Here is a 19,603-nt window from a genome sequence, read left to right as displayed (position 1 = left end):
CGCCATCCAATACCATCCGTACAGCGCGTTCGCGGACTTCTGGTGAATACTTGTTCGTTGTCTTTGTCATGATGCTCCATCCTACTCATGAGTTGGAGCCTCCGGCAAACCCGGCGCGGTTCAAAAACAACTAAGGTGTGGGCTTGATCCGGGAACTATTCAGTCGGTCGAGGCGTTACTCATTATCGGCAATCAATGTTTCTCGCAAAGGAGCCGTCATGGCTGCGTCCTCACAAACGATCGTTGTCATCGGGTTAGGTAATTTTGGCGGAAGTGTCGCGCAAGAATTGGCCCGGTTTGGAAACCATGTCATTGGGATTGATATCGATGAACAGCGCGTTGCGCGCTATGCCGATGACTTGCATCAGGCGATGATCCTTGATGTGCGCGATGAGCAAGCGCTCCGCGAGGCTGCTTTGGGTGACTGCGATATTGCGATGATCGCGATCGGCAGTGAAATTGAAGCAAGCAGTGTCGCGGCCATCAACCTGAAGGTCATTGGTGTGCCCAAAATCTGGGCCAAAGCGACGTCTAAAAACCATCATCGTATCTTGTCACGACTAGGCGTTGACCGCGTTGTGCATCCCGAAAAAGAAGTAGGGCAGCACGTAGCACAGGTGCTGCACAATCCGCTCGTGCGCGATTACATCAGCCTTGGCAACGGTTATCACATCGTCAACTTTACGATCCCCGAACAGCTTGAGGGCAAGACACTCGAATCCTTGCCCTATAAATCGCAGTATAATCTGCGCTGCGTCGGTGTGATGCGCGGCTCAGAGTTTCTGGGCCATGATGGCGCGTCTTGCGAACTGCGCAAAGATGATCTTTTGCTGCTCTTGGGCAAACGCCAAGACCTGCGCGATTTTGCCGGACGGTTTTGATGGCAAGGCTGCGTCGATCTTTCCGGCTGTCAGTCGATAGCCGGCTTCTGAGCCCCCCCGCGATACTGGCGTTTGTTTACGCAATCTTCATTCTGCTAGGCGCAGCTTTGCTGTGGCTCCCGATCAGCAACAACGGCACTGTTACATTCAGCGACGCTTTGTTCACAGCCGCGTCTGCGGTCACTGTCACAGGATTGGTGGTGGTTGATACGGGCAGCGCTTACGCGCTTTTGGGACAGATCATCATAGCGGTTCTGATCCAGTTGGGCGGCTTGGGGTTGATGACCTTTGCGGTGCTGTTGCTGTCGATGCTGGGCATCGCTGTCGCACTGCCGCAACGCATTGTTCTGCGTGACGAGGTGGGGCAAGTTTCCTTGTCCGAGTTGGGGGCACTGGTGCGGATCGTTTTTATCGTCGCCGCAATCTGCCAGACGCTTGGTACAGCCGTCCTTATGTTTGTTTTTGTTCCCGAATTCGGGTGGTCACATGGTTTCTGGCAGGCGCTTTTCCATGCGATCTCCGCCTTTAACAATGCCGGATTTTCCCTGTTCAGCGATAGCTTAAGCGGCTATGTTGGCAGCCCCACGATAAACATCACGATCAGCCTGATGTTTATCATCGGTGGGCTTGGTTTCATTGTCCTGATCGATCTGTTTCGCGTCAGGTCGTGGCACAGGCTGGCCCTGCACAGCAAACTGATGCTGGTAGGGACGGGCGCCCTGATTTTGGCCGGATGGATTGGGTTCGCCCTGATGGAGTGGTCAAACCCCAACACTTTGGCTGGTTTGGACAGCTTTGGCGCGAAACTGCTTGCCAGCTGGTTTCAGGCGGTGACACCGCGTACCGCCGGTTTCAACACGCTTGATTATGCCCAAATGCACGACGGCACCACCATCATGACGATGACTTTGATGATCATTGGCGGTGGTCCCACATCCACCGCTGGTGGAATCAAGGTTACGACATTGATCGTGCTTGCGTTGGCCACAGTGGCGTTCCTGCAGCAAAGAGACCGCTTGCATATCTTCGGGCGCAGCCTTGCGATGGAAGAGATCATCAAGGTTCTGGCCCTGGTGGCGCTGAGCCTGTTCATCATCCTGACGGGCCTGTTCCTGATGTCGCTGACGTATCAGGGCGATTTCCTTGATCTGCTGTTTGAAGTGGCCTCTGCCTTTGGCACGGTCGGCCTGTCGCGGGGCGCGACAGCCGAATTGGATACCTTTGGGCGCATGGTCATCATCATGATCATGTTCATCGGCCGATTGGGGCCGCTCACGCTTGGCTTTCTGTTGGCGACACGCGCATCGCCGCGTGTCCGCTATCCGGAGGGCAAGGTCTTACTTGGGTAATCACAGGAACTATTGCGCGCGTCTCGCGTTGATCGTTGTACCTCTGCGCTTTGCAGGTACATCCCACCGGAGAACGAACAGATGACCAAACAAGCCATTATTTTCGGATCAATCGGCACGATTGTGGAAACGTCAGAAATGCAGCGTCAGGCCTTTAACCGCGCCTTTGCAGAGGCTGAACTGGACTGGGAATGGACCCGCGACATCTACGCGCAAATGCTCAAGCAATCGGGCGGGCGCCAGCGCATCAGTGACTACGCCGACAAGGTGGGCGGTGAAGTCAGCGCAAAGGCACTGCACGACCGCAAAACCGAGATTTTCGGCGAGATGATGATCGCAGATGGCTTAGCCCCGCGGCCCGGTGTCTTGCCCCTGATCCGGTTTGCAAAGGACAACGGCATCAAGATCGGCTTTGCGACCAGTACATCGCGCAATAACATTGAGGCAGTCTTTGGCGCACTGAACGGCGCCCTACACCGCAGCACTTTTGACTTCGTTGGCGACAACGAGACTGTGACCGCCACAAAGCCCGATCCGGAAATTTACCACCGCACTATGATAGCACTTGGTGTGTCAGCGGCTAGAAGTCTGGCGATTGAGGACACAGCCGTTTCAATGCAAGCGGCTCTGACTGCCGGGATCGACTGCGTCGGTTTTCCGGGCGCTTATGGTGACGCGAGCGAAATGGATGGTGCGATACGGATCGTGGACAGCGTTGAGCCGTCCAAGTTGCCTTTTCTCTGCGAAGAATAAAGCACCGGCATGCCAACCAAATCGAAATCTCTGTGCGAGGATACCATGCTGACACGCCGCCACTTCATTCAAACCTCAACTGCTCTATTTGCGTCGACTGCCATTGCAACCGGACCCGCCTACGCAGCACGTGACCAATGGGATCGGTGGGACGCACAGGTGACGCCAGCGGGCTATATTCCGGCGATCAGCAATCCTTGGGGTATCCACGCGCGATTCTTGCCGCGCCGGGTCGCGGTGAACGCGGGGCTTGTTGCCGGTGATATCCATGTCGACCCCGTCGCCCGCTACCTTTACTACGTTGAGGCTGGCGACACTGCTATGCGCTACGGCGTAGCGATTGCACGGGGCAATTTGTACGAACCCGGGGTTTACCGCATTCACCGCAAGGCACGCTGGCCACGTTGGACACCAACGGCAGATATGATCAAGCGTGATCCGCATTTGTACGAACAATTCAGCGATGGCATGCCAGGTGGCCCAAGCAATCCGCTGGGATCGCGTGCGCTGTATTTGTTCGAAGGCAATCGCGACACATATCTGCGTATTCACGGCACACCGTCACCGCGGTCAATCGGTGGACGGGCAAGTTCAGGTTGTGTACGCATGATTATGGCGCATATCAACGACCTGTATGGGGATGTGCGCACCGGTCAGCGCGCCCATTTGTACAGCACCAACGATGTTGTTTCGGCAACAAGCTGACTAGCTCGCGCAAATTGGCCGCCCGTCAATAGTGCGTAAGGGCAGGAGGGTCACTTCAAGTGGGTTCGTATGCTGGTACCAATAGCAGTTGTCTTGCTCGCGCAGTCCTGCGGTCGTCAGATTTTGTCGCGGATCTGCAATGTTAACAACAGCTTGCGGGATGGTGACCGCAGGTTCTTGCGATGAGGTGGGCTGCACCGACGTACATCCTGCAATCGCCAACAAAGTTGCAGTGCGCAACACGTAGTCCAGTGTCTTGGGTGCGGATTTATTAATCATATTTCGGGGCTTCCTTATGGGTACTAGCTGCGTTGCGGTTCGCCTAGGTTATCTGCCTTAGCAGCGTCACGTTCACCCATCGGAAGGTCTCGCCCGACTGTTGTGTCATGACGTGTCTGTGCTTCCATCTCAGCATTCAATTCTGCGCCAAGCATCACGATAAAGGCGGAAATCCAAAGCCACATCAATAGCACAACAACGCCACCCAATGCGCCAAAGCTTTCGTTGTACGACCCGAAATTCGCGACATAAAAGGCGAAACCAGCGGACCCGATCAGCCAGATGATGCAAGCTGCAATCGCGCCGGGGCTGACCCACTTGAATTCAGGCGCATCGCGCGACGGTCCGTACCCGTAAAGAACAGCCAAACCAACCAGAGACAGGGCGAGTATGATTGCAATGATCGCAATGCCCGCAGCGGTTTCGGCGAATGCACCAAAGCTCAGCGCATTCAAAAGTATTGGAATCCCGATCATCGCCGAAAATGCCACCAGCAGCCCAAAGATCAAAAACAGCGTCAGGCCAAGTGTTTCAAGCTTAAGGCGAATGAAGCCGCGCTCTTCCTTTTCGTCATAGGCGACGTTCATGCCGTCCATAAGGCTTCCCATGCCTTTCGACGCTGAATAGATGGCAAGGGCGATGCCGACGATTGCGGCCAGCCCCAGCCCACCTTCGCGCGAACCGGCCACTTCGGTTGCTTGTTCGGTGATGATGTTCATGACCGCCTCTGGCACGATGCCTGAAAGGGCGGACAGTTGGTTGATGATCTGGTTCGGCTCGACCAGCAGACCGCCAATGGCAAGCACTGCGGTAATCGCCGGAAACAGCGCCAGAAGCCCGTAGAACGCAACGCCAGCCGCGATCAGCCCGACCCTGTCTTCGCTAATTTCATCCTTGAGACGAAATGCGATGTCTTTCCAACCTTTGGCGGGAATATCGGTCGGGCTGTCCGCTTGGCGTCCGCGTGTCACATCCGGGCTCCTATCTGTCATGGTTTAGGCGGCCGCTTTGTTAATGCCGCCAGTCGCAATCGCCGTCATCGTGCGGTCGCCACTATAGGTATTGTCGAGGCATTCCTGCAGGATCGCGCCGTCTTCGTCGTGGTCCAAGCGGTTGGCGAATGCGACAAGGCAGCCGTAGCCCGCCAATGCGTAATGCACCATGCGCTGGTACTGTGTGATGATCATGGCGTCGCGCACCCCATCATCGCCAAAGTCGGCATCCAGCACATGCGCATGCGCCTCTGCGACGAGACCTTCCATGCCTTTACAGTGTTCGCCATTTGGCGCGATGTCGTGGCGGTTACAAATTTCGGCGATCTTTTGCAGACCGTCGTTCATACCATTTACACCTGCGATCAGGGCCTCGGATAAATCCTTGTCCTGCGCGGCGCGTCCCAGTTTGGTAACAGCGTCCACCGCTTGGGTGTTCGCGCTCCAAAGATCCTGAAGTTGGTCGTGATAGACGTCTTTGAGATGTGACATGGGCATCGTGGTGTCTCCCTTCATTGAGAATGGTTACTTCACCTGCTCAACGTCTGTGCGCCCTGTTCGTTCCACAGCGCGCATTGGAACTTACCGGAAACTCATGCGTTCTGTCTCCAACGCAAACTTGAAAAGGAGAAGCCCTATGGAGAGCGGATTTATCGTTATCATGCTCGCGCTGTTTACGCTGCTGGCCTTCGTCGTGATGGCGATCATCAGCAAGCAAAAAACCGAAGAGCGTATGGATGATCCATCAGCGACCAAATCGACACTGGCCGCCGATAAGTCATCCACCGGCAAACCAGCTGACGTCTGAAACAAAGGACACTCAATGGCTATAAAGCTTACCTTAGCCCGCGTTGCCCACACTTTTGAACGCGGGTTTGAAAAAATAAGACGCGGCCCTGCGCGCGACGATCCGATCATTGACTGCTATGGCGGTTACACTACCCCCGATCACATCGTCCTGCGGGGCCGCGTTCTTGCCAAGGCCCGCGCGATCAGTGCTGCAGGACCGCAATCAAAATGGCGCAATATTAAGGACTTTGTAAGCCTGTTCGCGACAGACGAGTTGCGTGATCTTACGATCACAGCACCTGACTACGATCTAACAACACAGTCCGATGAAGAAGGTTTCTTTACCTTGCGCGTTCCTGTCACCGGTGATGTGCCCGCTTTTGTGAATGTCCAAGCAGCGGGCGCAGAAGAGGTACATCCGACACCGGTTTTCAACGCCAGCGCTGCCACGTTCGGCGTCATTTCCGATATTGATGACACGCTCTTACGGACCGGTGCTTTTTCACTGGTGCGCAACCTCTGGACCTCTGCGACAGGCAACGTCCATGAGCGCGAGATTTTTGATGACGCGGTTGCCTTGTTGCAAGATCTGAAGGGCAGGGGGGCTGCGTGTTTCTATGTCAGCTCGTCGCCATGGAACCTCTATGACTACCTGCAATCGGTGTTTGTCCGCACGGGTTTGCCTCTAGGTCCGTTCTTTCTGCGCGATCTGGGTATTTCGCAAAGCCAGTTTATCACTGGCACCCACGGCGATCACAAGACGGACGCAATTGAGACGATCCTTGCGGCCAATCCACATCTACAATTCACGCTGGTGGGCGACACCGGGCAACATGATCCACACATCTATGCAGATATCGTAGCACGCCATCCAGGCCGCATTGCACAGGTCATCTTGCGTCGGCCAAGTGATGCGGATTTGTCGTCAAAGATCGAAACAGATGTGGTAAAAATCAAAGCGACGGGTGTCAAAGTGATGCTTGATTATGATTACCGGTCTTTGTTGCCTGACATCGAGACGTAAAAAAGGGGCGGCACTGGGTGCCGCCCCTGTTCTTTGTCTTCCGAATTACCTCAAGCGCGAAGTTCGCGCACATCGGCGCCGGTTTTACGAGCGATTGTACGTTCGGCTTGCGCTTTGGCCTTCAGCATTTCGTCTTCCAGCGCGTTACGGGCGTCAGCCATCAACGCATCACGACGGCGGCCCAAAAGCGCGTCCTCCCGGCGTGTCCCTGGCAACAGTGTACCGGCTAGCACACCAAAGCCCAGGGCGAGTGCACCCACGGTCAGCGGCTGCTCATAGGCAAAACCTTTGGTTTGGCGCACGGCTTTGCGTGCTTTACGCTCGATTGCCTCTTGTGCTGACACAACGGCTTGGCGTGCTTTGACGACCCGCTGACGTGCTTGTGGTGTCAGATGATCCAGACCGCTGTTCAATGCGGCCTTCAGGCGCGATGCCTCTGGGCGTTGTTCCATTTCACCGGTCATTTCGGCGCGCAGTTCTGCGTCTGCCTCGGCGACCCGCGCGTCAAAGCCGGTCATCGCGGCTTCCGGCGGTACTGCGACAGTTTGCGGCTGCGGCGCGGGTGCTGAGCGACGCTGTTGACCGCTGGCTAAAAGGCCAAGGCCGATGGTGACAAGCAAACCGCCTGCAGGATTATCGCGCAAGGTGCCCCACGCTTTTTGCGCAAGATCCCCGCCGATGTCATTGGCCGCAGACGTAAAGTCCTGCGCCAGCTTTTGCGGTTGAACAGTGTCGGTAAGCGCGTCGAGCGATGATGCGAGCTGTGCGCGATCTGCTTCGACACGGTTGGAAATATCTTTGATGTTAGACATTGGATGCCTCCTTAATGGCTGTGATGTCATCGCGAATGCTCTCAGCGGTCGTGTCAGGCGTCAGGGCGTCTGCGCTCAGGCGCGACTTGCCCGCCAGGGCAAAACCAATGGCTGCGACGATCAGAATGCCACCGACGATCAATGCGGCGGTGCCGACTGACAGACCGTTCGCCGCGATATACGCGACTGCGGCGGATGCGAGAACGTTGAGGGACACAAGCGCCATCAGAAACGCGACCGCAAGAAACGCGATGCCGATACCGGCACGGGTGACGATGCGTGACATCTCTGCTTTGGCCAGCTTCACCTCACCTTGCACGAGCGATGAGAATTGGCGCAAAGTGTCCACCAATAACGATGGTGCCTCTTGTATGGTGTGCTTAGACATCGCTGCGGCCTCCGTTGATATCGGCCATCACTGAACGGTGTTCGGTGTTGTCTGCTGCGTATCCGCGTGATGCAGGCGATTGTGTCGCCCATGGGTCGCTCTCTGCGACAGCATAAGGATGCGGATCACGGGCTTTCAGAAAGCGTGCAGCGGCAAATCCTGCGATGGCAGCACCCCCAATGAAGAGCATCGGGTTGCGGCGGGCCATATCCGTGGCCTGCGAGGCAATTTCACGTACGTCGGCGTGGCGCAGCTGCGATGCAAACCCTTCGATATGCTCAGCAACTTGGCTCATCGCTTCGGCCTGCGGCGAAGCGGGATCAAGGTGGCTAGCAGCGGCGTCTGCGGCATCTGCAGCCTGCTGGACCTTGCTTGCGGTAGCATGCTTGGCCTTGTCTGCTTGGGCTACGGCCTCTTGCGTTGCGGCGGCTTTCGCCTGCGCGCTTAGGTCTTCGGCATGTGCACGTGCGGTGCTGCTGAGATCGGATGTATTCGACATGTGGTGTCTCCTTTCCGTGTATGTGTTCGACAAAACAACACGCCATCGCCCAAATCGTTCCCCGATTTTTATTCAGCCACACATTGGAACCAAAAGAAGGACCAAGGGTTGGTTCGACAACACGACCTTTGAAAAGGAGCCATGAACATGGACCTCATTCGTATCATTTTTGCAGTTATCTTGCCCCCACTGGGCGTATTTTTGGAAGTTGGCCTATCCAAGCAATTTTGGCTGAATATTCTGCTGACCTTGCTGGGCTACATTCCCGGTATCGTGCACGCAGTCTACATTATCGCGCGCCGTTGATATGTCGGCAGAGCTGCGAAAATTCGAAAGGTGGTCAGAGGCTTTGGACAGCAAGTTCACTGTCTTTGGCTTTCCGGTCGGATGGGATTCCATCCTCGGCATCGTGCCGGGCGTGGGTGACGCGGTGACGGTCGTTCCAGCCGCGATGATGATCAACGCAGGTTACCGCTGCGGCATCCGCAAACGCGCACTGGGTCGTATGGCTTGGAACACAGGCCTTGATTTGGCTGTGGGGTCTATCCCGCTGTTCGGCGATTTGTTCGATTTTGCGTTTAAGAGCCACAAAAAGAACGTGAGTGTGCTGCGCGAGGAATTTGCGCGACAGGGTCTGCTGGACCCCGTCCCGCAACCCACCTGAAGCACATTCGACGCATAAAGCAGAGGTATCCGGTGTCCCCCTGTCGACGCACACACCAAAGACACCGTTTAAAATAAAGGAGATTGCTATGAACTGGGAACAAATCAAAGGGAACTGGACACAGATGAAAGGTGAGTTGCGCGAGGAATATGGCGAGCTGACCGATGATGAAATTGAGCAAGTGAAAGGCGAGCGTGAACAGCTTGTCGGTTTGATCAGTGAAAAATACGGCAAGGCCAAGCTTGAGGTCCAGAAGGAACTTGATGAATGGGTCAACAAACGCTGATACGGCCCGCCATTATGATTGGGGCCGAGCCGACACTCCAAGCTGTTGCGCGCTTCACCCGTCATTCTGAAATGACCATTTGAGTAAATGGGCCTTCCGTCGCCGGTGGGCCCATTTTGTTTGCGCAAAAACAGGAGAGATTTTGATGAAAACTACAGATCTTATTGGGCTGAAACTACGCCATGCCACCCAGGAGGACATCACCGGAGAAATCACTGACGTGTTGTTTGATATGTCGTTGAAAAGGGCTGGGTTTATCTTATCAGACATCACCACACCCAGAGGGACAGCACCGGTTTTGTTTAGCCCACAGGTTCTGTCGCTTGACGAAGGGATCATTGTTGTTACCGCACATGAGGATGATATTCTGGCACGCCACACTACATCGATGAATCGTGCCACAGTGCCTGTTGATCCTGCAGATCTACCCAGCACATTTATCGGACCTTTCGGCAATACCTTTTCGCTCAGCATGATCGCAGCGCTGTTCAATGCCCGCATTGATGGCGCCAAGCCTGAGGTAGGCGAGGACAAAGACGGTGTCTGGATGACCGAGCTTGTAGGTCACGCCGTGCGTGCGCATGTGGCGGATATTGGTCATGTGGCAGACATGCTGCTGGACGATCAGTTTACGCGCACCCAAAACGTTCTGATTAAGACGTTTGCGGGTGAGTTTGGTGAAAGCCCCCCAGAGGCATTCACTGTTACCCGCGTTCCCGATGGTCAGTTGAGTGTCACCATCAGTCAGGACGCTGCTGCATAAAAAAAGCCCACCGTAGAAATACGGCGGGCTTTTTATTGCTATGTAGATTATTTAGTCGCGCCCGCGCAGCGCAAGCCCTACGAGAATACCAACACCTACGGCGCCCACGATGGCCGTGCCGGGATTTTCGCGCACAAACTTGGTGCCACTCTCGGCTACTTTACGCAATTCTTCGCTTGCCTGTTCGGTTGCAAGCTCTGCTTGAAATGCGGCCTGCTCAAAGGTTTCTTGCGCGGCTTCGACACCTTTTTCGACTGTTTTGGCTGCACGCTCTTTGATTGCGGAGGCTGCATTATCTTGGCCATTCTCAAGGCCTTTTTCAACTGCTGCATTCTGTGTCATGTTAAATCTCCTTTTTCCATCGTCAAATGCCCCGGCACAATGGCCGGGGGCATCGATCTGAATTTTAGCTGTCGTCTTCTTCAGGGCTTTCGAAGGTGATCGTTGGAACTTCCATTGTGATCTCTTCGGTGCCCGTCTCAATGTCACCGACTTCGGCGCTGAATTCGGGCAAGTTGCCGCCTTCGACGTTTACATCCACGTTGGGCAAGCTTGCCTCTTGTGTCTGGTCAATATCGACCATGTAGACACCAAAACCAATTGCGACTGCTGCAACGACGATTGCGAGAACTGATGCGATTTTCATTCTTTCTCTCCTTCATTAAGGTTACAGAGAGACAACAAAAGATCGGCATATCCGTTCCAAAGTTTCTGCAAAAAACTTGGACTCTACAAAATTGGCCGTTGTGGAACCGTGGTTTCGTCCATCATCGCGATCTCGGCCAGTTTATCGATATCAGCGATACTTAGGACGCCATCGGACCATTGCGCCAGTTGCCGATTGCGCAGTGTGGCAAGTGTCTTGTTGGTATGAACAAGAGACAGCCCCAACGCATCTGCAAGATCTTGCTGCCGAAACGGCAGAGGCATCTGGCTTTTGGAGACCATATCCAACTGCTCACCGCGCAAATATACCTTTGTCAGTGCCCAAGCCACAGATTGCAGCGCGGTGCGCTGACCGACTGTTGCCAGTGCATCGCCTAGAAAGTGTTCTTCGACGGCGGCAAGCCAAGTCAGGGCGAACGCCCGTTCGGGATTGTCTTTAAAGAAGCTCCAGATTGCTGAGCGGTTAAAGACGCACAACGTCATTTTTGTCGTAGCTTCAACCGAATGGCCCATTTCACCCATCACACCGGCCTGCAAACCAATGAAATCACCCGGCAGAATAAAGTTCACAACCTGCCGTTTCCCGTTTTCGAGAAATTTGTACCGCAAGCCCATACCATGCAGCGCAGTGAACAACTGAGGGCTGTTTGAGCCTTGCATCAAAATGGGCGCACCGGCATCGACGATAAGTTCACCGACTTTGAACCGTTGCATGGCGTTCACTTCGTCCTGCGACATCGGCACAAATTGGTCGCGTCCGCGCAGGGGGCAATGTTTACATTTAGTAGCCAATTTTTCTTCTCTCCCTATGTCATAGATTAATGCGCGTTTTTCGCAGGTCACGTATTAAGATTTATCCGTGGGGGTAAACGTGACCAAAAACTTCATCATAATCGAACCTGATCCTATCGTTGCGATGGACGTAGAGGGGTTGCTGATCAGTCAGTTTCCCCGTGCGCACATCACCACGGGTGCATCGTTGGCTGACATCGGCCCTGCTATTCACAACTGCGGCCCTACCAGCACGATGGTTGTGAAGGGCACATTGTTGGCGGATGACGGTGACCTCAGGCGTGTTGCGCGGATCGCAGCCGTTCGGAAAGCGCGTATTGTGGTGATTGGCGGGCCCTTTGATTTTGACTTCCCCGCCACTTTCATCGAGCTGCCCTTCACCTCTGATATGATGCTGGCTGCAATGACGCCGCGCACGCCTGAGCTCGACCTTGACCCGGCACCTCCGGCTTAGCGTCAGGACACGCCTGTCGACCTTTTGCGAAATGCGCCTTTGCTGGTCCATTGTCTTAGTGTTCCCATTGCGAAAGCGTTGCCATCGTCTTCCCAACGCGTAAGGCAGCAAATCGTTTCATCGCCGAAGATGGAACCGAATTTAGGTTTGTTCGTTAGCTCTGTGAAATCTGCGCAGGACAATCTGCGCGATGCGGAAATAAAGGAGCTAACTATGCTATATTATGCACTTGCATTTTTACTGGTTGCCATCGTTGCAGCCGTATTCGGATTTGGTGGTATCGCGTCTGCGTCAGCGGGCATCGCCCAAATTCTGTTCTTCATCTTCCTTGTCCTGTTCGTGCTGACGCTGATTGCGCGCGCCGTGCGCGGATAATCAACCAATAGGAGTTTGAGAAATGACACAGCCTCTCAATGTAGTTGCTGAACCCCGTGACGTCTCGTCTGGCGTGCGCCAGCCTGACACTGTCGCTGGTGGCTTGGCAGATATTTTGGCCGACACTTACATGCTGACCTATAAAACGCATGCCTATCATTGGAATGTGGAAGGTCCGCTGTTCTATTCGATCCACAACCTGACCGAAGGGCAGTACGAGGACATGTTCGCAGCAGCCGACACATTGGCCGAGCGTATTCGCGCCGTGGGACAAATGGCGCCGATGTCGATGGGTGATATCCGCGACCGGTCTGTCGTTGATGACAGTCCAGAAAAGATTTCAGCAGGTGACATGTGCAAAGCACTGGCCGCCGATCACGAACGGATTGCACACCGCTTGCATGCCTTGATCAAAATGGCGGGTGATAACAACGACCCTGTCACCGAAGATCTCGCAACAGAGCGGTCAGCGTTCCACGAACAGGCTGCCTGGATGTTAAAAGCACTTGTTGCAGAATAGAATGCAAGCCCCTGCCAGTTTTGGCAGGGGCTTTTTACATGGCAGCCGTGGCGATGAGCCAACCGACGATGGCGTAAGGGATCATTCCGATCATTGTCAGTAAGCCGTCACGCGTCAACATGCCCAAGGCCAGTAAGGCCACACCAACACCCATGATCGACGAAGTGAAGGGGACAAGCTCCAGCACTGGCATCACCATACCCGACAAAAGGCACAAAACCTGTGGTACGAAAACCAGAGGGCGACGTGCGACGATACGCATGCGTCGTTCTGTGCGTGCATCGATCCAGCGGGCAACAGGGTATAGTTTGATGAATCCGTCGCGCACGAGTTGACCTTTCACCTCGCGGCGCAAGATCCAACCGGGTAGCCACAGATTTTCACGCCGCAACAGCATTTGACCCGCTATCAAGAAAATCAAAATGCCCATTGTGGTCGAAAACAGCGGAATACCACTAAGTGGTGTTGCGACCGCCAAGGCAGGCAGCAACAAAATCGGTGCAAAACTTGCGTCGCCAATTGTGCGCAAAACGTCACGCAGCGATATCCGCTCTGCCTGGGCAAGGTCGATCACCTGATCGATGATATCAGTCAAACCCCGCAAAACAGGGGCCGTATCAGGCACATGATCTGCCTGATACGATTTCATATCCGCCATCTTAGGCTTTCAGCGTCGCCGTTGACGCAAAGAACATCGCCTGACTGACGGCAGATTGGACTTGCGCCTCTTGGAACGGCTTGGAAATCAGGAACGCAGGTTCGGGACGGTCACCTGTCAAAAGGCGTTCAGGGAAGGCCGTGATAAAGATCACTGGCACATCCATTGTTTTCAAAAGGTCATTCACCGCATCAATGCCCGACGAATTGTCGGCCAATTGGATATCTGCCAAAATCAGATCGGCAGGTTCATTTTTGCCTAACTCCACCGCTTCGGCATGGGTACGCGCAACGCCCGTGACCTCGTGGCCCAAAGATGTAACAATATCAGTTATATCGGCGGCGATGATTGGTTCGTCCTCGATGATCATAACGCGGCCCTGCACACTGGCTGAGAGTTCATTGTTGGCCACACCAATCAAACGACGCACTTCCTCTGGATCAATATCCATAATCACTGCGATCTTGTTGATGCTGAACTCTTCGATAGTGCGCAACAAAAGCGCCTCACGGGAATTGGCCGTCAGTTTCGACAGCAAACCATGGGCGCGGGCGCGGGGATCATCCCCGTCATCATTGAACATCTGACCCGACGTCGACCAGATTGCATGAAAACACCGAAAGAGGTTCACCTTCATGGTGTTTTCGTTTTCAAAGTCGCTTCTGTCTTTCAGGATGACCTCAAGCGTGGCGACGGTATATTTGTCACCACGTGACTGCGACCCCGTCAGCGCGCGGGTGTAGCGCCGCAAATAAGGCAACTCAGCCGCGATCAGATCGGAAAAATTTTGCTCCGGTGCTGTGTCGTTCATTTTTTTTGACCTTTTTTGAATTATTCTGGGAACCAACGCAGCAGTTAACAGTTGGTTCCCGTCAGGTTATGATTTTTTTAGATGAGGCGATAAACAGCGATGGCAAGTAAAGAAGACCCAAAGCAGGACAAGATCGACAGATACATTGACCAAAACTTGAAAAAGGTTTTTTCAGATTTGGAGGGCGATGACATGCCGACCGAGATCATTGACCTGTTGTCAGTTCTGCGCGCCCAAGACGAAGAGTTGAAGGCCAAAAAATGAGTGATCTTGATCCCAAGGATGAGCTGGTAACGCATTTACCGGCCCTTCGCGCTTTTGCGCTTAGCCTCACCCGGAATCGCGCCACGGCGGATGACATGATGCAGGATGCCGTCCTGAAAGCATGGACCAACATGGATAAATTCCAGCCAGGGACGAACATGCGTGCATGGTTGTTTACGATCCTGCGCAACAATTATTATTCATCCCGTCGCAAGCTGAACCGCGAAGTGGCTGATGTGGACAACGCGTTTTCAGATACTTTGTCGGTCAAACCCGATCATGATGGGCGGTTGCAGATGATGGACTTTAAGGCCGCTTTTGAACAATTGGCTGACGAACATCGCGAAGCTTTGATCTTGGTTGGTGCATCCGGCTTTTCCTATGATGATGCAGCCGAGATGTGTGGTGTGGCCACCGGAACGATGAAAAGTCGTGTGAACCGCGCGCGTGCCAAACTTACCGAGATTTTGCAACTTGAGGACAGTGACGCGCTGGAATTGACTGACGCCGCCACCATGGCAGTGGTCGGTAGCCCGAACATCCCGTCATGACGCTAGGGCCTTGGTATAAGCAACTCAGCGTTCAGCTCATTGCGCTGCTGACGCTCGCTTTGCTGCCGCTTGGAACGGTTGCGATCTTTCAAACAACCCGCGTGGCCGCAGAGACGGACGAGAACGCAGGACTTGCACTGCTGAGTTTAACAGAGGGTGCCGCACGCAGCGAACAAGTTTTGATCGAACGTGCTGTTGGCGCGGCCCGATTGTTCAGATCAATAGCCCCTAATTTGTTAGATAATCCTCAAGACTGCGCACCTCATCTCGCGCAATTTGTGAAAGCAAATCCTGAATACAGCTTTATTGGTGTGGTCCCGCTTTCTGGTATTGTTCAATGTTCGTCGTTCGGTGAAACAATCGATTTTAACGGTATCAGTAGCTTCATCGAACTGATGTCAAACCGAGAGCCCTCAATTGTTGTGGACCGAAATGGCCGTGCAAGCGGTGAGTCCGTATTCGTCGTGTCCGAACCTTTCGAGGAAGATGGCGAGTTTGCAGGTTTTTTAACAGTATCAATCCCCCATCGCAGTTTGCCGGTGAATGTTGAGGACGACTTGGAAAACCAAGGTTTGGTTGAATTGATTACATTCAATAATAATGGAACTGTCTTAACAGCCCGGAGTGGACTCGACGCTGCAACACCTGAATTGCCCTATGGACTAGAACTCGCCGGTCTGTTTTCGACGCAAGCGCAGACGTTTCGCGCGGACAACAAGCTTGGCTTGGAGCGGCGATACAGCGTTGTCGATATCAAAGGCAGCCCCGCTGCAGTTATGGCTATCTGGGAAATAGACACCGCATTGAGCCTTCCGGCACAAATTGCACCGGCAATTTTTCCTATCTTGATGTGGTTTGCCAGTATGGGCGTCGCGATGTTGGCGATGAATACGCTGGTGATCCGCCACCTGACCCGTATCCGGCGCAAGATGGACGCGTTTGCTGATGACCGCAGCACGCATCAGCCCTATGCACCCAATGCGCTATTTCCAATCGAGATTGAAAGGCTTGAAGAAAACTTTGCCCGCATGAGCGAAGAGGTCATGCGCGACGAGGCCGCGATGGAAGACGCCGTGCGCGAAAAGGGCGTATTGGTGAAAGAAATTCACCACCGTGTCAAAAATAACCTGCAGCTGATTTCATCGATTATGAACATGCAAATCCGCAGTGCCAAAGCGGATGAGACCAAAGCCGTCTTACGTCGCGTACAAGATCGCGTACTCAGTTTGGCGACAATCCACCGCGATCTTTATCAATCGCAGGATGGTGGGCGCGTGAACGTAGGTAATCTTGTGACCGAGATCGTTGAAAAATCTGTTGAGCTTATCACGGGCGAGGGGCGCAAGCTGGACCTTCAGATGCAAATTGATCCGGTGATGCTTTACCCTGATCAGGCGGTACCTTTATCCCTTGTCGTGTCCGAAGCTGCGACCAATGCGATGAAGTATATTGGCGACCAGTCAGACGCGGCTGGCATATTTGACGTGCGGTTGAAACAGGATGGCACTGCGTGCTTGCTGATTATGACAAACTCTGTTGGTCCGACCCAAGATCAGGAAAGCACCGGTTTAGGCAGTAAACTGATGAATGCCTTTGCCATGCAGCTTGGCGGCAAGATTGATATTGAACAGTCAGCCGAACGTTACGCCTTGACGTTGCATTTCAATGCAGCCGAGTTCCAACCGGAGGGGCGGGACTATTGACCCAAAGCAACCCCCGCAACTTCGAAGTTCTGGTAACAGCACACGAGGCGTACCCAAGGCTGGAGGCCGCCTTCATGGAGGCCGAAAGAGAAGTTGTTGCAGGTTTTCGGATCTTCGATCCTTGGACCAAACTCCGCTCTGACGCGGCGCGAACTATTGGTGACACGTGGTTTGATTTGATCGTTCAGACGCTAAACCGTGGTGTCGACATACGCATAATCCTGACTGATTTCGACCCTGTCGTGCGGATGCAAGAACACCGTTACGCTTGGCAATGCCTGCGCGCGTTTATTGCAGCCGCTGAGGCATCAAGCCATCCTGAGAACCTGAACGCGCGGGTTGCGATGCACCCCGCACGGGTCGGTCTTTTGCCGCGCACATTGTTATGGCCGCGATCCTTCAAAGAGGTTGGTGCGCAACTGCGCAAGGTTGAGGCAGACGTGGGCGCCCACCTTGATGGAACGCCTTACCTGCGCGACCTCGCAGTGAAGCGTGGTGATACGTTGTCGCCTCGCATATTCCCCCCACCGCCGCTGGTCCCGGTCACGCACCACCAAAAACTGGCAGTTTTTGACGCACAGACGCTTTATATCGGCGGTCTGGATGTGAACGACCGCCGCTATGACACACCCCGTCATGACCGTAAGGGTCTTGATACCTGGCACGATGTGCAAGTCGTCGTCAGCGGAGAGGTGGCGTCCGAGGCACGCCAGCATTTGTTGGATATGGAAGACGTTTTTTCAGGCAAGACTGCACGTCACACCAATGCACTTTTGCGGACAATGTCGTCGAAACGCAAAATTGCGTTGCCCTTTATGTCGCCGGTCCCAGTGGTATCCGAAATCGCTGACGCCCATCTGGCTGCAATTAAGAAGGCAGAGCAATTTATCTATTTCGAGACCCAATTTTTCCGTGATGAAACCATCGCGCGCGCACTTGCTCTGCGTGCGACGCAGCAGCCTGGTCTTTCACTTGTCATGATGTTGCCCGCAGCCCCAGAGGACATTGCCTTTACGGACGACTGGGGCCCTGATGCGGCTTACGGTGAACATATGCAGGTCAAATGCATTGATCTGATCCACAACAGTTTCGCAGATAGGACATTTATCGGTTCACCCGCACAACCACGCCCATCGTCATCGAAGGGCAGGGATGCGCATTTCGGGGCACCTTTGATCTATCTGCATGCAAAAGTGTCGATCTTTGATGACAGCTTGGGGATTGTTTCGTCCGCCAATCTAAACGGGCGCAGCATGAATTGGGACACAGAGGCGGGAATCACCACACAGTCAAAAGCGGAGGTTGCGCAGTTGAAGCGGCGTTGTTTCGAACATTGGCTGGGCCGTGGCGCGGACGACGCGTTCTACCAGCCACAAACGGCTTGCGATACGTGGGCCGCGCGCGCAGCACAGAACGCCCAACTGGCACCGGAAAAGCGCGACGGCTTTGTTTTGCCCTACAAGATCGGACCCGCGCGTGCCGATGCTCAGATCTTGCCTGGTGTTCCGTCTGAAATGACCTGACCGTTGAAACCCTTTACGACAGTCAACGTCCAGATCAATAGCGGGATCGCGATGATGCCGCCGATCGGGCCCCACAGCCACAGCCAGAACACCAAAGACACAAACACCAACAGCGGGTTAACCGACAGGCTTTTGCCCACCAGTGTCGGTGTGACAAACTGCGCCTCGATGGCGTTCATACCAATATAGATTGCGACAGGCAGGAAACTGACCGCGCCATCAAAAACGACAATACCGGTCACAGTCAGCATTGCGATCAAGGCCACCGGACCAAGATACAGAACAAAATTCAAAAGACAGGCCAAAAGCCCCCAAACAATCGGGGATGGCATACCTATCCAGTACATGACCACGGCGACAACTGCGCCAAAGCTGAAATTGATGGCCGAGATCGTCAAAACGTAGCGTGACACCTGGGCCGCTGCGCGACGCAGGTCCCGTTGCCCAATCGGCGCAGTGGTAGCACTTAGCCAGTCATAGACGGCGTTTCTGGCCAAAAGGAAGAAATAGAGGGTGCCGGTAAAGATCAAAAATTGCGCTGCAAATTGCGGCGCATAGAACAAGGCATCTGTCAGCGACGGCAGCGTCACCCCCTCGATTGACCCTTCATTGGTCGCGCCAGACGGTTCGATTGCCGCAGCTACATCTTCGGAAATCTCTTCGAGGCCGCGCAATAGCCTTTGGGCTTCTTCTACAGTCTCGCGCAACTCGGCCTGGATGACCGGTCCTTGGCTGATGGCCTGTGAAATATAAGGCTCTAGCAGGAGTATGATGAAAAAGATCGATGCAAGCGCGAGAAGCACAGACAGGAACGCAGCAATTGCGTCTGGAACCCGCAGTTTTTCCCAAAGTTCGGAAAGTGGTGTGAGGACGATGCCGAGCAAAATGGCCGCCAATAGGGGCGCGAACAGCGCTTTTGCCTGATGCAAAACGATAAAAACGGCGATGATCGTCAGTATCCCGAGGCACAGTGTGTTTATCGTGGACCGCATTCTTTGATCTCCCTCACAAATGAACCTCTGAGTTGGGTTTTCGTTCCCCACAAATGGAACTTTTGCGTAGTTGGAAAGTTAACCCACGAAGGAACTAAAAAAGAAGGAGA

The 19,603-nt window shown here is 54.1% G+C and carries 29 protein-coding genes; 17 read left to right on the top strand and 12 right to left on the bottom strand.

Going from position 1 to position 19,603, the window contains the following annotated elements; translation table 11 throughout:
• Positions 1-218: 218 nt before the first annotated feature.
• From MWU60_RS19335 to MWU60_RS19320, 4 genes are all read left to right on the top strand, one after another.
• Entirely contained in the window at positions 219-881 is a 663-nt protein-coding gene (locus tag MWU60_RS19335) for a TrkA family potassium uptake protein (RefSeq protein ID WP_187432050.1), read from the top strand.
• Positions 881-2,230 carry a TrkH family potassium uptake protein gene (locus MWU60_RS19330; protein ID WP_247229076.1) on the top strand — a complete coding sequence of 450 codons (1,350 nt, stop codon included), beginning with the start codon at positions 881-883 and terminating at the stop codon, positions 2,228-2,230. Before MWU60_RS19335 ends, MWU60_RS19330 begins: the two co-directional genes overlap by 1 nt.
• Before the next feature lie 81 nt (positions 2,231-2,311).
• The gene (locus MWU60_RS19325) at positions 2,312-2,983 is read left to right on the top strand and encodes an HAD-IA family hydrolase (RefSeq protein WP_247229075.1); all 672 of its coding nucleotides are present in this window, start codon (positions 2,312-2,314) and stop codon (positions 2,981-2,983) included.
• A 45-nt stretch (positions 2,984-3,028) separates the two neighbouring features.
• Positions 3,029-3,688, top strand: coding sequence for a L,D-transpeptidase (locus MWU60_RS19320; RefSeq protein ID WP_247229077.1), 660 nt, complete (start codon positions 3,029-3,031; stop codon positions 3,686-3,688).
• On the opposite strand, the gene MWU60_RS19315 is transcribed toward MWU60_RS19320, so the two are convergent.
• The 3 genes from MWU60_RS19315 to MWU60_RS19305 are packed head-to-tail and all read right to left on the bottom strand — an operon-like array spanning position 3,689 to position 5,457.
• On the bottom strand, positions 3,689-3,967 hold the full coding sequence (locus tag MWU60_RS19315) for a hypothetical protein (RefSeq protein ID WP_247229074.1): 279 nt from the start codon (positions 3,965-3,967) through the stop codon (positions 3,689-3,691).
• Between the two features lie 23 nt (positions 3,968-3,990).
• Complete coding sequence (locus MWU60_RS19310; RefSeq protein ID WP_247229073.1) at positions 3,991-4,959, bottom strand: YihY/virulence factor BrkB family protein; 969 nt, start codon at positions 4,957-4,959, stop codon at positions 3,991-3,993.
• Positions 4,960-4,962: 3 nt separating this feature from the next.
• Entirely contained in the window at positions 4,963-5,457 is a 495-nt protein-coding gene (locus MWU60_RS19305) for a ferritin-like domain-containing protein (RefSeq protein WP_247229072.1), read from the bottom strand.
• A 139-nt stretch (positions 5,458-5,596) separates the two neighbouring features.
• On the opposite strand from MWU60_RS19305, the gene MWU60_RS19300 reads away from it, so the two are divergent.
• Both MWU60_RS19300 and MWU60_RS19295 read left to right on the top strand, forming a co-directional pair.
• Positions 5,597-5,767 (top strand): hypothetical protein, encoded by a 171-nt coding sequence (locus MWU60_RS19300; protein ID WP_247229071.1) that lies wholly within the window; start codon positions 5,597-5,599, stop codon positions 5,765-5,767.
• A 15-nt stretch (positions 5,768-5,782) separates the two neighbouring features.
• The gene (locus MWU60_RS19295; protein WP_247229070.1) at positions 5,783-6,772 is read left to right on the top strand and encodes a phosphatase domain-containing protein; all 990 of its coding nucleotides are present in this window, start codon (positions 5,783-5,785) and stop codon (positions 6,770-6,772) included.
• A 50-nt stretch (positions 6,773-6,822) separates the two neighbouring features.
• Here MWU60_RS19295 and MWU60_RS19290 read toward each other — a convergent pair whose 3' ends face one another.
• From MWU60_RS19290 to MWU60_RS19280, 3 genes are read right to left on the bottom strand one after another with little or no spacing between them, the layout of a single operon-like run.
• Positions 6,823-7,584, bottom strand: a complete 762-nt coding sequence (locus tag MWU60_RS19290) for a hypothetical protein (protein ID WP_247229069.1) — start codon at positions 7,582-7,584, stop codon at positions 6,823-6,825.
• Positions 7,577-7,972: a phage holin family protein gene (locus MWU60_RS19285; RefSeq protein ID WP_247229068.1), complete on the bottom strand. Its 396-nt coding sequence runs from the start codon at positions 7,970-7,972 to the stop codon at positions 7,577-7,579. Before MWU60_RS19285 ends, MWU60_RS19290 begins: the two co-directional genes overlap by 8 nt.
• A complete protein-coding gene (locus MWU60_RS19280) occupies positions 7,965-8,471 on the bottom strand; it encodes a hypothetical protein (protein ID WP_247229067.1) in 507 nt (168 codons plus the stop codon). The genes MWU60_RS19285 and MWU60_RS19280 overlap by 8 nt, the downstream gene beginning before the upstream one ends.
• Positions 8,472-8,618: 147 nt before the next feature.
• Between MWU60_RS19280 and MWU60_RS19275 the strand changes: the two genes are divergently transcribed.
• The 4 genes from MWU60_RS19275 to MWU60_RS19260 all read left to right on the top strand — a co-directional run bounded on the left by MWU60_RS19275 (position 8,619) and on the right by MWU60_RS19260 (position 10,184).
• Positions 8,619-8,777: a YqaE/Pmp3 family membrane protein gene (locus MWU60_RS19275; RefSeq protein WP_082436340.1), complete on the top strand. Its 159-nt coding sequence runs from the start codon at positions 8,619-8,621 to the stop codon at positions 8,775-8,777.
• Position 8,778: 1 nt separating this feature from the next.
• Positions 8,779-9,135, top strand: coding sequence for a DUF4112 domain-containing protein (locus MWU60_RS19270; protein ID WP_247229066.1), 357 nt, complete (start codon positions 8,779-8,781; stop codon positions 9,133-9,135).
• An 88-nt stretch (positions 9,136-9,223) separates the two neighbouring features.
• Positions 9,224-9,421 carry a CsbD family protein gene (locus MWU60_RS19265; protein ID WP_247229065.1) on the top strand — a complete coding sequence of 66 codons (198 nt, stop codon included), beginning with the start codon at positions 9,224-9,226 and terminating at the stop codon, positions 9,419-9,421.
• A 145-nt stretch (positions 9,422-9,566) separates the two neighbouring features.
• Entirely contained in the window at positions 9,567-10,184 is a 618-nt protein-coding gene (locus MWU60_RS19260) for a hypothetical protein (protein WP_247229064.1), read from the top strand.
• A 51-nt stretch (positions 10,185-10,235) separates the two neighbouring features.
• Here the strand turns inward: MWU60_RS19260 and MWU60_RS19255 are convergent, their stop codons facing one another.
• The 3 genes from MWU60_RS19255 to MWU60_RS19245 form a co-directional block, all read right to left on the bottom strand.
• The gene (locus MWU60_RS19255; protein WP_247229063.1) at positions 10,236-10,526 is read right to left on the bottom strand and encodes a hypothetical protein; all 291 of its coding nucleotides are present in this window, start codon (positions 10,524-10,526) and stop codon (positions 10,236-10,238) included.
• 64 nt (positions 10,527-10,590) lie between these two features.
• On the bottom strand, positions 10,591-10,830 hold the full coding sequence (locus tag MWU60_RS19250) for a hypothetical protein (protein WP_247229062.1): 240 nt from the start codon (positions 10,828-10,830) through the stop codon (positions 10,591-10,593).
• Positions 10,831-10,913: 83 nt separating this feature from the next.
• Positions 10,914-11,588 carry a Crp/Fnr family transcriptional regulator gene (locus tag MWU60_RS19245; protein WP_247229061.1) on the bottom strand — a complete coding sequence of 225 codons (675 nt, stop codon included), beginning with the start codon at positions 11,586-11,588 and terminating at the stop codon, positions 10,914-10,916.
• Between the two features lie 133 nt (positions 11,589-11,721).
• On the opposite strand from MWU60_RS19245, the gene MWU60_RS19240 reads away from it, so the two are divergent.
• From MWU60_RS19240 to MWU60_RS19230, 3 genes are all read left to right on the top strand, one after another.
• The gene (locus MWU60_RS19240) at positions 11,722-12,096 is read left to right on the top strand and encodes a hypothetical protein (protein ID WP_247229060.1); all 375 of its coding nucleotides are present in this window, start codon (positions 11,722-11,724) and stop codon (positions 12,094-12,096) included.
• Positions 12,097-12,309: 213 nt separating this feature from the next.
• A complete protein-coding gene (locus MWU60_RS19235; protein WP_247229059.1) occupies positions 12,310-12,471 on the top strand; it encodes a DUF1328 domain-containing protein in 162 nt (53 codons plus the stop codon).
• 22 nt (positions 12,472-12,493) lie between these two features.
• Positions 12,494-12,991 (top strand): DNA starvation/stationary phase protection protein, encoded by a 498-nt coding sequence (locus MWU60_RS19230; RefSeq protein WP_247229058.1) that lies wholly within the window; start codon positions 12,494-12,496, stop codon positions 12,989-12,991.
• Positions 12,992-13,025: 34 nt separating this feature from the next.
• Here MWU60_RS19230 and MWU60_RS19225 read toward each other — a convergent pair whose 3' ends face one another.
• Together MWU60_RS19225 and MWU60_RS19220 are read right to left on the bottom strand one after the other, a co-directional pair.
• On the bottom strand, positions 13,026-13,649 hold the full coding sequence (locus MWU60_RS19225) for an exopolysaccharide biosynthesis protein (protein ID WP_247229057.1): 624 nt from the start codon (positions 13,647-13,649) through the stop codon (positions 13,026-13,028).
• A 1-nt stretch (position 13,650) separates the two neighbouring features.
• The gene (locus tag MWU60_RS19220; protein ID WP_247229056.1) at positions 13,651-14,460 is read right to left on the bottom strand and encodes a response regulator; all 810 of its coding nucleotides are present in this window, start codon (positions 14,458-14,460) and stop codon (positions 13,651-13,653) included.
• Between the two features lie 99 nt (positions 14,461-14,559).
• Between MWU60_RS19220 and MWU60_RS19215 the strand changes: the two genes are divergently transcribed.
• The 4 genes from MWU60_RS19215 (at position 14,560) to MWU60_RS19200 (ending at position 18,501) form a co-directional block, all read left to right on the top strand.
• Complete coding sequence (locus MWU60_RS19215) at positions 14,560-14,724, top strand: hypothetical protein (protein ID WP_247229055.1); 165 nt, start codon at positions 14,560-14,562, stop codon at positions 14,722-14,724.
• Positions 14,721-15,275 carry an RNA polymerase sigma factor gene (locus MWU60_RS19210; protein ID WP_247229054.1) on the top strand — a complete coding sequence of 185 codons (555 nt, stop codon included), beginning with the start codon at positions 14,721-14,723 and terminating at the stop codon, positions 15,273-15,275. The genes MWU60_RS19215 and MWU60_RS19210 overlap by 4 nt, the downstream gene beginning before the upstream one ends.
• A gap of 101 nt (positions 15,276-15,376) precedes the next feature.
• Positions 15,377-16,978, top strand: a complete 1,602-nt coding sequence (locus MWU60_RS19610) for a sensor histidine kinase (RefSeq protein ID WP_247229053.1) — start codon at positions 15,377-15,379, stop codon at positions 16,976-16,978.
• The gene (locus MWU60_RS19200) at positions 16,975-18,501 is read left to right on the top strand and encodes a phospholipase D-like domain-containing protein (RefSeq protein WP_247229052.1); all 1,527 of its coding nucleotides are present in this window, start codon (positions 16,975-16,977) and stop codon (positions 18,499-18,501) included. Before MWU60_RS19610 ends, MWU60_RS19200 begins: the two co-directional genes overlap by 4 nt.
• On the opposite strand, the gene MWU60_RS19195 is transcribed toward MWU60_RS19200, so the two are convergent.
• Positions 18,465-19,493: an AI-2E family transporter gene (locus MWU60_RS19195; RefSeq protein WP_247229051.1), complete on the bottom strand. Its 1,029-nt coding sequence runs from the start codon at positions 19,491-19,493 to the stop codon at positions 18,465-18,467. The genes MWU60_RS19200 and MWU60_RS19195 overlap by 37 nt on opposite strands.
• Positions 19,494-19,603 lie beyond the last annotated feature (110 nt).

Source organism: Yoonia sp. F2084L (assembly GCF_023015625.1).
Lineage (GTDB): Bacteria > Pseudomonadota > Alphaproteobacteria > Rhodobacterales > Rhodobacteraceae > Yoonia.
This window is presented reverse-complemented; position numbering and strand designations above follow the sequence as displayed.